This window comes from Clostridioides sp. ZZV14-6009, from assembly GCF_020658095.1.
Lineage (GTDB): Bacteria > Bacillota > Clostridia > Peptostreptococcales > Peptostreptococcaceae > Clostridioides.
Window position 1 is genome coordinate 1 of record NZ_JAGWDG010000012.1, and the last position, 12791, is coordinate 12791.

Sequence of the window (12791 nt, forward strand, 5' to 3'; positions counted from 1 at the left end):
TATAATTCATTTTGGAATTCTATAAATTGTATATTAACCATACCAAGTACATTAAGGTCTAAAGCTATTTTTTTAGTATATTCTAGAATTTTATCTTTTATCTTATCAGATATATTTTGGCTTGGATACATTGTCGTACTATCTCCAGAGTGAACTCCAGCTCTTTCTAAATGTTCCATTATTCCAGGTATTAATATATCTTCTTTATCACATATAGCATCTACTTCTATTTCTCTACCAGTTAAATACTTATCTATAAGTACTGGATTTTTATGGTCTCTAGCAAAAGCATCATCTAAATACTGAGTTAATTTTTCCTCGTTGTAAGTTATTTCCATACCTTGGCCACCAAGTACATAAGATGGTCTAACTAATACTGGATAACCTAATTCATTAGCAACTTCAATACCTTCATTAGTTGTCCATACGCCTTTTCCTTTTGGTCTATTTATATCTAATCTCTCTAATAATTCGTCAAATTTTTCTCTGTCTTCTGCTGCATCTATATCATCAAAATCAGTTCCCAATATAGGTATATTTTTCTCATGTAAGAACTTAGCTAGTTTTATAGCTGTTTGTCCTCCAAATTGTAGTATTACACCTTCTGGTTTTTCTTTTTCAATTATATTTAAAACTTCTTCTTCTGTTAATGGTTCAAAATATAGTTTATCTGATGTATCAAAATCTGTACTTACTGTTTCAGGGTTATTGTTTACAATTATAGTTTCTATACCCATTTTTCTTAAAGATTTTACACAGTGAACTGAACAATAGTCAAACTCTATACCTTGACCTATTCTTATTGGTCCAGAACCCAATACTACCACTTTTCTCTTATCACTTACAACTACTTCATCATATTGCTCATAAGTTGAGTAATAATATGGAGATAGAGCTTCAAATTCTCCTCCACATGTATCAACCATTTTATAAACTGGTTGTATATTATATAGACTTCTTAGTTCATATAATTTTTCTGGGCTAATCTTCATTAAGTCAGATATACCCTTATCAGAGAATCCTTTTTTCTTTAATTCATGTAAGTATTCCTTATCTAAATCTTCTATTTTAAGACCTTTTAATTTTTCTTCTTGCTCAACTATCCATTTAAATTTATTTATAAACCACTTATCAACACCAGTGATTTCTTCTATCATTTCTACTTTATAGCCTCTTCTTATCATTTCAGCTAAATCAAATAGTCTTTCATCATCAGGTACTACAACTCTTTTCTTTAACTCTTCTAATGTTCTACCTTCTGATGGAGCATGAACTAATGAATATTTTCCTGTTTCAAGTGATCTTATTCCCTTAAGAATGGCAGCTTCAAAGTTACTTCCTATACTCATTATTTCACCAGTTGCCATCATCTTAGTTCCTAATTTTCTATTTGCCTTTTTAAACTTATCAAATGGCCACTTTGGTATTTTTACTACCACATAATCTAAAGTTGGCTCAAAACAAGCATAAGTTTTTTTAGTTACCGCATTTTCTATTTCATCCAAAGTATATCCTAAAGCTATTTTAGCCGCCACTTTTGCTATTGGATATCCTGTAGCTTTTGATGCTAGTGCTGATGATCTACTAACTCTTGGATTTATTTCTATTATTGCATATTCTAAGCTATGTGGATTTAAAGCTATTTGAACATTACATCCACCTTGAACTTCTATTGCATTTATTATATCTATTGATGCTTTTCTAAGTAGTTGGTATTCTTCATCACTTAAAGTTTGACTTGGAGCAACAACTATACTATCTCCTGTATGAACTCCAACTGGGTCTACATTTTCCATGTTACATACAGTTATACAGTTTCCATTTCCGTCTCTCATTACTTCATATTCTATTTCTTTCCAACCTTTTATACTCTTTTCAAGAAGAACTTGACCTACTGGACTTAATTGCAATCCATGTGAAAGTATCTCTCTTAATTCTTCCTCTGTATCAGCTATACCTCCACCAGTTCCACCTAATGTGTATGCTGGTCTTACAACCACTGGATATCCTATTTTATTTGCAAATTCAAGACCTGCTTCTAAATTTGTAACTATATCACTAACTATTACAGGTTGATTTATTTCTTTCATTACTTCTCTAAATAAATCTCTATCCTCACCCTTTTTTATAGACTCTATAGACGTACCTATAACTTTTACATTATATTTATCTAGTATACCAGCATCATGTAATTCTACAGCCAAGTTTAGTCCTGTTTGACCACCCATACCTGCAAGTAAACTATCTGGTCTTTCTTTTTCAATTATTTTTTCTATAAATTCTATTGTTAATGGTTCTATATATATTTTATCTGCAATTTCTTTATCAGTCATTATTGTAGCTGGATTACTATTTACTAATACAACTTCTATTCCCTCTTCTTTTAGTGCTTGGCAGGCCTGTGTTCCTGAATAGTCAAATTCTGCTGCTTGACCTATTATTATTGGCCCTGACCCTAATACTAAAGTTTTCTTTATACTATCTAATTTAGGCATAACTCTTTCTCCTTATCTAAACAATTTTCACAGTTTTTATCTTCATAATCTATACAATCAATTTTAATTACTTTATTTCATCTTTAAATTTGAGTTTATTTATTATATCTATATTAATTAAACCAATACTTTTTTTGATTTAAGTTAGTCTTATTTTTAGCTATATATTCTGATATTATTTATTTTATAAACTCTAAAAACTTATCGAAAATATAGTCATTGTCTTTTGGCCCTGGACAAGCTTCAGGGTGGTATTGAACACTGTATACATCTAGCTTCTCATGTCTCATTCCTTCAACAGTATTATCGTTTAAATTTATATGTGTCACTTTCATTTGTTCAGGAACTTCTGAAACATAATATCCATGATTTTGAGAAGTTATAAATACTTTTCCCTCTTCTAAATCTTTAACTGGATGATTTCCACCTCTATGTCCAAATTTAAGTTTCTCAGTTTTTCCGCCAAGAGCTAAGGCTAAAAGCTGATGTCCTAAGCATATTCCAACTATAGGCTTTTTACCAATTAGAACTTTTATATTTTCTATAACATCTTCTAAATCCTCTGGGTCTCCAGGCCCATTTGATAAAAATATTAAATCAGGATTTATACTTAATACATCTTCTGGAGATGTTGTAGCTGGGAATATTGTTATATCGCATCCACGAGCTATAAATGATCTTAAGATGTTTCTTTTAACTCCAAAATCCATAACAGCTACTTTTGGACCATTTCCTTCTATATGCTCTACTTCTTTTCTTGTAACCGTTCTAACTGCTTCTGTATTTGAAAACTTATCTAATTTATGTTTAACATCTTCTAATTTACTATCTTCTAACGTAATTATACCTTTCATTGTCCCATTATTTCTAAGTATCTTAGTTAAAGCTCTTGTATCTATTCCTTCTAGTCCTATCACTTTATTTTGCTTTAAATATTGGTCTATATCAATTTCACATCTAAAATTACTTGGAGAATCACTTTTTTCTCTTACTATAAATCCTTTCACTTGCACTTTTTCAGATTCTGCTGATGATAAATTTATACCATAATTTCCTATAAGAGGATAAGTCATAGTAACTATTTGACCATAGTAAGAAGGGTCTGTTAAAACTTCACCATATCCTATCATTGAAGTATTAAATACTACTTCTCCTACACTTTCTTCTAAATATCCAAATGCTTTTCCTATAAAAACTGTCCCATCTTCTAATATTAACCTTGCTTTCATATTACAGTACCTCCTATAATTCTCTTTAGGCAAACTAAAGAACATTAACTAAATATAATCTTTTAAATATCTATATATATTTTTCACTTTTACATTCTAGTTTTATACTCATTTGCATTTATTTTTTATCTTTTTCTATTATACTACAAATTTCTTAAAAAAAAGAAGTTATCTCAAAAGTAAAAACTCCTAGAAAAAATAACTTCTTCTTTTTAATTTAATGATTAAATTCTTAAACTATACAATCAACTTAATTTCTATTCAGCTATATTGTAAACTTTTAACTTATCTTTGTTTAGGTGTTTTTTCTTAACCTCTACTAAGGCTTTTAATGTATCTAAAGATGTCATTATTTCAGTAGAGAATTCAATAGCTGTTCTTCTTATTTTAAATCCATCTCTTGTTGAGTCATTACCTTTAGTAGGTGTATTTATTACTATATCAACTTGTTTATTTCTTATAGCATCTAGTATGTTTGGTCTAGGCTCTTCAACTCTGTTTACTATATCAGCCTCTATTCCATTTTCTCTTAGACTCTTAGCTGTACCTTCTGTTGCAACAAAAGTATATCCTAACTCTTTCATATCTTTTGCTATTGCTATAAATTCATCTTTATCGTTATTATTGACAGTAGCAAGCACTACTCCTCTTTCATCGGACATATGTCTACCTGCTGCTAAGAATCCTTTATATAAAGCTTCTTCTAGATTTTCTCCTACACCTAAAACTTCTCCTGTAGATTTCATTTCAGGTCCAAGACTTACTTCAACTTTAGCTAATTTAGACATTGAGAATACTGGAACTTTTACTGATACTAGTTTAGGCTCTTTATAAACTCCTGTACCATATCCTAAATCCTTTAATTTAGCTCCTAGCATACATTTTGTAGCTAAGTCAACTATTGGTACTCCACTCACTTTACTTATATATGGGACTGTTCTACTGGCTCTAGGGTTAACCTCAATTATATATAATTCATTTTGGAATTCTATAAATTGTATATTAACCATACCAAGTACATTAAGGTCTAAAGCTATTTTTTTAGTGTATTCTACTATCTTTTCCTTTATCTTATCAGATATATTTTGGCTTGGATACATTGTTGTACTATCTCCAGAGTGAACCCCAGCTCTTTCTAAGTGTTCCATTATTCCAGGTATTAATATATCTTCTTTATCACATATAGCATCTACTTCTATTTCTCTACCAGTTAGATATTTATCTATAAGTACTGGATTTTTATGGTCTCTATCAAATGCATCCTGTAGGTATTGAGATAATTTTTCTTCATTGTAAGTTATTTCCATACCTTGACCACCAAGTACATAAGATGGTCTAACTAATACTGGATAACCTAATTCATTAGCAACTTCAATACCTTCATTAAGTGACCATACACCTTTTCCTTTTGGTCTATTTATATCTAATCTCTCTAATAATTCGTCAAATTTTTCTCTGTCTTCTGCTGCATCTATATCATCAAAGTCCGTTCCCAATATAGGTATATTTTTCTCATGTAAGAACTTAGCTAGTTTTATAGCTGTTTGTCCTCCAAATTGTAGTATTACACCTTCTGGTTTTTCTTTTTCAATTATACTTAAAACTTCTTCTTCTGTTAATGGTTCAAAATATAGTTTATCTGATGTATCAAAATCTGTACTTACTGTCTCAGGGTTATTGTTTATGATTATAGTTTCTATATCCATCTTTCTTAAAGATTTTACACAGTGAACTGAACAATAATCAAATTCTATACCTTGACCTATTCTTATTGGCCCAGAGCCTAACACTATTACTTTTTTCTTATCGCTAACAACTACTTCATCATATTGCTCATAAGTTGAGTAGTAATATGGAGATATAGCATCTATTTCTCCCGCACATGTATCGACCATTTTGTATGCTGGTTTTATGTTATATAGACTTCTTAATTCATATAATTTTTCTGGGCTAATCTTCATTAAATCAGATATACCTTTATCAGAGAATCCTTTTTTCTTTAACTCAAGAAGATAATCTTTAGTTAAGTCTTCAATCTTCATAACTTTTAATTTTTCTTCTTGTTCAACTATCCATTTAAATTTATTTATAAACCACTTGTCTATTCCTGTGATTTGCTCTATCATTTCTACTTTATAGCCTCGTCTTATCATTTCAGCTAAATCAAATAGTCTTTCATCATCAGGTACTACAACTCTTTTCTTTAACGCTTCAATACTTCTCTCTTCTGATGGTGCATGAACTAATGAATATTTTCCTGTTTCAAGTGATCTTATTCCCTTAAGAATAGCAGCTTCAAAGTTACTTCCTATACTCATTATTTCACCAGTTGCCATCATCTTAGTTCCTAATTTTCTATTTGCCTTTTTAAATTTATCAAATGGCCATTTTGGTATCTTAGCCACTACATAGTCTATAGTTGGCTCAAAACAAGCATAAGTTTTTTTAGTTACTGCATTTTCTATTTCATCCAAAGTATATCCTAAAGCTATTTTTGATGAAACTTTGGCTATTGGATATCCTGTGGCTTTTGATGCTAGTGCTGATGATCTACTAACTCTTGGATTTATCTCTATAACTGCATATTCAAAACTATGTGGGTTTAATGCAAACTGAACATTACATCCACCTTGAACTTCTACTGCATTTAATATATCTAAAGATGCTTTTTTAAGCATCGCACATTCTTTATTGCTTAGAGTTTGTGTTGGAGCAACTACTATACTATCTCCTGTATGAACTCCAACTGGGTCTATATTTTCCATGTTACATACAACTATACAGTTTCCTTTTGAATCTCTTATTACTTCATATTCTATTTCTTTCCAACCTTTTATACTTTTTTCAATTAATACTTGTCCAACTGGGCTTAATTGCAATCCATGCGAAAGTATCTCTCTTAATTCTTCCTCTGTATCAGCTATACCTCCACCGGTTCCACCTAATGTGTATGCTGGTCTTACAACTACTGGATACCCTATTGTAAGTGCATAATCAAGACCTGCTTGTAACTCTGTAACTATATCACTAACTATTACAGGTTGATTTATTTCTTTCATTACATCTCTAAATATATCTCTATCTTCACCTTTTTTGATAGATTCTACTGAAGTACCTATTATTTTTACTCCGTATTTATCTAGTATGCCTTTTTCATAAAGCTCAACTGCTAAGTTTAATCCTGTTTGTCCACCCATACCTGCAAGTAAACTATCTGGTCTTTCTTTCTCTATTATTTTTTCTATAAATTCTATTGTTAATGGTTCTATATATATTTTATCTGCCACTTCTTTATCAGTCATTATTGTAGCTGGATTACTATTTATTAATACAACTTCAATTCCTTCTTCTTTTAAAGATTGACATGCTTGAGTTCCTGAATAGTCAAATTCTGCCGCTTGACCTATTATTATTGGTCCTGACCCTAATACTAAAGTTTTCTTTATACTATCTAATTTAGGCATAAATTTTTCTCCTTATCTAAATGGTTTTTACTATCTGTAAATAATACTAAATCTATATTAATGCTAAGAATTTATTAAATATACAATCTAAATCTTCTTTTGTTGTGTATTCTGGAATGTACTGAACACTATATATTGGTAATTCCTTATGTCTCATTCCTTCTATAGTATTGTCATTTAAATTTACATGAGTTATCTCTGTATTTTCTGGCATTTCTGAAACATTGTATCCATGATTTTGAGAAGTTATAAATACTTTTCCTGTTTCTAAACATTTAACTGGATGATTTCCTCCTCTATGTCCAAATGCAAGTTTTGAAGTTTTTCCACCTAATGCTAATGCCAAAATTTGATGTCCTAAACCGATTCCTGCTAGTGGTTTTTTGCCTACTAATTTCTTTATATTTTCAACTATATCATTTATATCTTCTGGATTACCTGGCCCATTAGATAATAATATCAAGTCAGGGTTTATTCTTAAAATTTCTTCTGAAGTAGTCATTGCTGGTACTACTGTTATGTCGCAGTTACAAGCTTTCAGTGAATCTAATATACTATTTTTAACACCAAAGTCTACAACTACAACTTTAGCACCAGTCCCTTTAATATTTTCAATTTCTTTTCTTGTAACACTTTTAACTGAATCTTTATTGCAACACTCTGTCAATTTAGACTGAACTTCTTGTAATGATACATTTTCTAAAGTTATAATACCTCTTTTTGTTCCATTATTTCTAATAATCTTAGTCAATGCTCTTGTATCTATTCCTTCAAGTCCAATTACTTTATTTTGCTTTAGATATGTGTCTATATCCATTTCACATCTAAAATTATTTGGGTTGTCACTTTTTTCTCTTACTATAAGTCCTTTTACTTGCACTTTATTTGATTCAACATCTTCTAAATTTATTCCATAGTTCCCTATAAGTGGATATGTCATTGTCACTATTTGTCCATAATAAGTTGCATCTGTCAGTAGTTCACCATATCCTGCCATTGAAGTATTAAACACAACTTCACCAACAGCTTCCTTTAAATATCCAAATGCTTTTCCTTCAAATACTGTTCCATCTTCTAAAATTAATTTCCCCTTCATATAAGCTACCTCCCAAATGTTTTATCTAAGCATTTTCTATTTCTTTTACAATATTAATAGCTGATTCTCTTGGACTTTCTGCTTTTGTTATAGGTCTTCCAACAACTAAATAATGAGCTCCTCTTTTTATTGCATCTGATGGAGTAACAACTCTTTTTTGGTCTCCAACTTCTGCTGACTTAGGTCTTATCCCTGGGCAAACTGTTATAAAATCAGTTCCACACGCTTCTACTATCTTATCTACTTCTTGAGCTGAGCAAACAACTCCATCTATTCCTGATTCTTTTGCTAATTTAGCTCTCTTTATAGCCAATTCTTCTGTTGTCATATTACATCCTATATCTTGTAAGTCTTGGTTGCTTAATGAAGTTAAAACTGTTACTCCAACCACCAAAGGTTTTTCTATATTTAATCTCTCTGCTTCTTCTTTAGCAACTAGTGCACATTGTCTCATCCCTTCCATGTCTGATACATGTATTGTCATTAACCAAACATTATCTCTTACTGCAGCTCTTACTGCACTTTTCATAGTATTTGGAATATCATGGAATTTAAGGTCTAGAAATATTTTTTTACCTTTTTCTTTTAAATAGTCTATAGTCTTTCCTTTTGTAGCCACATATTGTTCTAGTCCTACTTTAAATATATCTACACTATCTTCTAATTTGTCTATTAGTTCTTTAGCTTTATCAAATTCGTCAGTATCAATTGCAACTATTAGCTTCTCTTTACCATTTATCATTTTTACATCTCCTTTTTAATAAAGCCTAAATCCTCATAAAAAAATCCTCACACCAAAAGAGGCACAAGGATTTTATCTATACATAACTCTATTTATTAGCTATGAGATATCTTTCCCAGTCTCTCTGGACTAGTTTAAAAGACTTTATTATATTTAAATTTTTATTTTATACTCATCAAAAACCTCTAGAAGATTTACTAGAGGTTATATATTAACACTATCTATAACCCTTTAGTCTCTCTGGACTAATTTAAGGAATTTAGCTGTAATATTTTTCTTTATTTATATAACTTTATGTATCTTAAGGATATTTTAAAGTTTCATCTTTTTTATAATTAAACCACTAATTGCTTTTTATGTCAATAAGTCTTTGAATTATTCTTTATCTTTATCAAACAATTTTTTTTCAAAATAAGACTCTGCATTATATATCGCAGCAGCTGGATTATGCCCAGTTACTCTATCTTTGACAATTAGAGTTGTTATAGGAGCTTCCATATATTTCATAGCTAATGTATCATGTCCAACACATAGTCCAAGAATTATATTAAGGTCAACTTTAGCTTCATTTAAAAACAAAGCCTGCCCTATTGGATTACACATTATTTCATCTGCACACTTTGATATCGTTTGAGATGCTTCTAATCCAACTGTACTTTTAGGCATTGCTCCATTTTTACATATCACAGAAAACACTTCAAATCCATGATGTTCAAATACCTTTTGTACTGTTTGCATTTCTCTTTTTAAACCAATACAAAACGCTATACCAATTTTTTTATAGTCACATTTTTTAGCAAACTCTATAATCTCTTTTAACCTAGTATATTGACAGTATCCCTCTGTTTCAATTAATCCAGCATTATAAGCTATTTTTCTATTTTCTTCATCTTCATAAAGTTTTTTTGCTTTTTCTTGTAACTCAATTTCTCTAGTTGGACATATCTTCATTAGCTTATCCATATCTCCATCTGAACAGCCTCTAAGATTACATTTCCCACACTTATACATACCTACTATCCCCTCTCAAAATTTTATTCATTTTGTGATTCTTCTTTTTCCAAACTTAAATTTTCATCTTGAGTTTCTTCTTCTGGTTTTACATGTTCAACTACAGTTATAAAATATGACTTTCCTATTCTATTCTTTATAGGAAGTTTTTCATATGAAACATCTATTTTATTTTTTATACATGCTATATCAAAATGTCTTAAGCCTACTCCTAAGCTAACCTTATTCATATCTTCACAATGTTTCTTAGGTTTCTTTTCAAATAGATGAAGACCTCGTTCATCTTTATGAAAATACCAAGGTTGAGAGTTTTTCACAGATGGAGCTCTTCTTGTAAATTCTAATATTTCTTTCCATTTCCTATTTCTATTTATTTTATTTATGATATCTTTTACTGGTTTTCTATCAGGCCTAGCGTGTCTTGTCCTAAATAAATCTTCATTTTTTGCCGGATATCCAAAAGCTATTATTATATATGGATTCTCTATTTTGTTTTCATCTTCTTCTTCCGTTTTTATTCCAGCTAAATAATCTAAATCGTCTTCTTCATCTTCTCTTGGGTCTTTGTTGCCAATATCTACAAATTCCAAGATATCTTCTCTTTTTAATGTCGACTCCAACCAACAAGTAGCTACTCCTAACGTTGTAAGACGTAAGACTATACCTTCAGTGGCAAAACCTATATTTTGTAGATAGTCTTTTCCTTTATCTGATGTGACTACTATATAATGAGGTGCTTTTACTTTACACTCTTTTCCCATTAAAAAGTGTATTATATGACCTCTATCAACAACATGTGCTTTAATATTTAAATCTTCATTTAAGTATTCTAAATTTTTACAACTTCTTTTTATTTCTTCCATTAATGGCTTTTTTAGTTTTGTACTGGAAAAATTTCTTACAGATTTTCTATAAAAAATGGCTTCATAAAGCTCCATTTATGCCCTCCTAACTGAAATCTTCTGTTCATAATATATAAACTACTATATTTAAACATATATAAGCTTTGCCAGAAAATTTTTTATTTCATTATAAATATCTATCTCATTATTATATTATAAGTTTTTTTCGGTATTCTTGTATAGCTTTTCACTAAAAAAGTATTTTTATTTCTACTTTAATACTATTATCAACAAAAAATAACGTCTTAGTTGCAATTATATATTTAAACAATCTATTTTAATTAAAATAAGTGTTTTTTATTTCTCAGTCTATTGAGTATAAATATTTTAAATATGACCCAAAATCTAAGTAATGATATTAATATTTTATAAGTTATTTAATGATATAATATTTTATAAGTTATTTAATATTAAAAATACAGGAGGAATAATATGGATTTTAATAAAAATTTAGAAAAATATGCTGAGTTAGCAATTAAGGTCGGAGTTAACATACAACCAGGTCAAACTTTACTTATAAAATCACCAATTGAATGTGCTGATTTTGCAAGAAATGCACTAAAGGAAGCATATAAATGTGGTGCTAAAAATGTATATATAGAATGGTCTGATGAAGAAAGTACTCTTATTAAATATTTATATGCACCAGACGAAGCATTTCATGAGTTTCCAAAATGGACAGCAGATCAATATGTAGACATAGCTAAAGAAGGTGGAGCATTTTTATCAGTATATGCTCAAAACCCAGATTTATTAAAAGATGTTGACCCTGAGAAAGTTGCTAACTTTCAAAAAGCTTCTGGAAAGGCTTTAAAAGAGTGGCGTTCTTATACGCTAACAGATAAATGTAAATGGAGTATAGTTTCTGTACCAACAAAAGATTGGGCAAAAAAAGTATTTCCAAATTTATCAGAAAACGAAGCAGTAGATAAGTTATGGGATACCATATTTAAGTGTTCAAGAGTTGATGGACAAGACCCTATAAAAGCATGGAAAGAACATAATGAAAATCTAAAGTCTAAAATGGATTTTTTAAATGAAAGTAATTTCAAAACTTTAAAGTATAAATCTTCAAAAACTAATTTAACTTTGGATTTACCAAAAGGTCATATTTGGTTGAGCGGAGCATCTAAAGACCCTAATGGAGTAAGCTTTAATCCTAACATTCCAACTGAAGAGATTTTTGGAATGCCACACAAGTTTAAAGTCAATGGAACTGTTTACAGCACTAAACCTCTTGTTTATGGAGGAAATATAATTGATAATTTCTTTTTGACATTCAAAGATGGTAAAATAGTAGATTTCTCTGCTGAAAAGGGATTGGAAACATTAAAGAAACTTATTGAAACAGATGAAGGTTCTCATTATCTAGGAGAGGTTGCTCTTGTTCCATATAACTCTCCAATATCTGATACAAATATTATTTTTTATAATACTTTATATGATGAAAATGCTTCTTGCCACTTTGCAATTGGTTCTGCTTATAAGACTTGCTTAGATGGTGGAAATGATTTGAAAGATGAAGAATTGGATGAACATGGAGTAAATGATAGTCTAACACATGTTGACTTTATGGTTGGCTCTTCAGACATGGATATTGTCGGAGAAACTCATGATGGAAAACATATACAGATTTTCAAAAATGGCAATTGGGCTTTTTAACTTATTTTTATACTAAAAAGGGCTGACGGAAGTTATACCAGACTTCCCAGCCCTTTTTAATGTTGATGATAAATATTTTTTTATATTAATTAATCTCATTATTATAGATTAATTCCTATTATTTTGGATATAAGTTTCTAAAACTTATATCTATATTATATATAAAATATCCTGTTTAGTAAAACCTTTA

General features: G+C 29.8%; 8 protein-coding genes. 1 reads left to right on the forward strand and 7 read right to left on the reverse strand.

Translation table 11 applies throughout. From position 1 onward, the window contains the following. The 7 genes from carB (KGF36_RS14085) to KGF36_RS14115 form a co-directional block, all read right to left on the reverse strand. Positions 1-2495: carbamoyl-phosphate synthase (glutamine-hydrolyzing) large subunit (gene carB / locus KGF36_RS14085; RefSeq protein WP_227854801.1), on the reverse strand; the 2495-nt coding region annotated here is incomplete at its 3' end. 179 nt (positions 2496-2674) lie between these two features. Continuing rightward, positions 2675-3724 carry a glutamine-hydrolyzing carbamoyl-phosphate synthase small subunit gene (carA, locus tag KGF36_RS14090; RefSeq protein WP_227828648.1) on the reverse strand — a complete coding sequence of 350 codons (1050 nt, stop codon included), beginning with the start codon at positions 3722-3724 and terminating at the stop codon, positions 2675-2677. A gap of 257 nt (positions 3725-3981) precedes the next feature. Then, positions 3982-7188 carry a carbamoyl-phosphate synthase large subunit gene (gene carB / locus KGF36_RS14095; RefSeq protein WP_227854802.1) on the reverse strand — a complete coding sequence of 1069 codons (3207 nt, stop codon included), beginning with the start codon at positions 7186-7188 and terminating at the stop codon, positions 3982-3984. 52 nt (positions 7189-7240) lie between these two features. Then, positions 7241-8284, reverse strand: a complete 1044-nt coding sequence (gene carA, locus KGF36_RS14100) for a glutamine-hydrolyzing carbamoyl-phosphate synthase small subunit (RefSeq protein ID WP_227828646.1) — start codon at positions 8282-8284, stop codon at positions 7241-7243. A 25-nt stretch (positions 8285-8309) separates the two neighbouring features. Then, positions 8310-9026, reverse strand: a complete 717-nt coding sequence (gene pyrF / locus KGF36_RS14105) for an orotidine-5'-phosphate decarboxylase (protein ID WP_227436407.1) — start codon at positions 9024-9026, stop codon at positions 8310-8312. A 375-nt stretch (positions 9027-9401) separates the two neighbouring features. Continuing rightward, positions 9402-10037, reverse strand: a complete 636-nt coding sequence (locus KGF36_RS14110; protein WP_227828645.1) for a DUF1847 domain-containing protein — start codon at positions 10035-10037, stop codon at positions 9402-9404. Between the two features lie 23 nt (positions 10038-10060). Then, positions 10061-10975, reverse strand: a complete 915-nt coding sequence (locus KGF36_RS14115; RefSeq protein ID WP_227828644.1) for a nitroreductase family protein — start codon at positions 10973-10975, stop codon at positions 10061-10063. A 396-nt stretch (positions 10976-11371) separates the two neighbouring features. Here KGF36_RS14115 and KGF36_RS14120 point away from each other — a divergent pair, with 396 nt between their 5' ends. Further along, the gene (locus KGF36_RS14120; RefSeq protein WP_227828643.1) at positions 11372-12601 is read left to right on the forward strand and encodes an aminopeptidase; all 1230 of its coding nucleotides are present in this window, start codon (positions 11372-11374) and stop codon (positions 12599-12601) included. The last annotated feature ends 190 nt before the right edge of the window (positions 12602-12791 follow it).